This window comes from Pseudoalteromonas sp. SIMBA_162, from assembly GCF_046535955.1.
Classification (GTDB): Bacteria; Pseudomonadota; Gammaproteobacteria; order Enterobacterales; family Alteromonadaceae; genus Pseudoalteromonas; species Pseudoalteromonas marina.
Map to the genome: position 1 here is coordinate 1 of NZ_JAWJBQ010000689.1, position 258 is coordinate 258.

A 258-nucleotide genomic window follows, 5' to 3' on the forward strand; every position below is an offset into this window, starting at 1 on the left:
AGCTCACTTCTTGTCCAGGTCCTGCGGCTTCAGGTCATGGGTATCGGTGTGACGCACGTCCACGCCCTTGACCAGGAAGATGACGTACTCGGCCAGGTTGTCGGCGTGGTCACCGATGCGCTCCAGCGCACGCAGAAGCCACATCACGTTGAGCACCGGCGTGATCTGGCGCGCGTCTTCCATCATGAAGGTCATCAGCGAGCGCATCGCGCTCTGATATTCCAGATCCACCGAGGCATCTTCACGCAGCACCTTGAG

The 258-nt window shown here is 60.1% G+C and carries 1 protein-coding gene; it reads right to left on the reverse strand.

Annotated elements, in window-relative coordinates:
* Positions 1–3: 3 nt before the first annotated feature.
* A partial coding sequence (locus R0J88_RS21435; protein WP_410901090.1) for a PhoU domain-containing protein occupies positions 4–258 on the reverse strand: 255 nt, incomplete at its 5' end.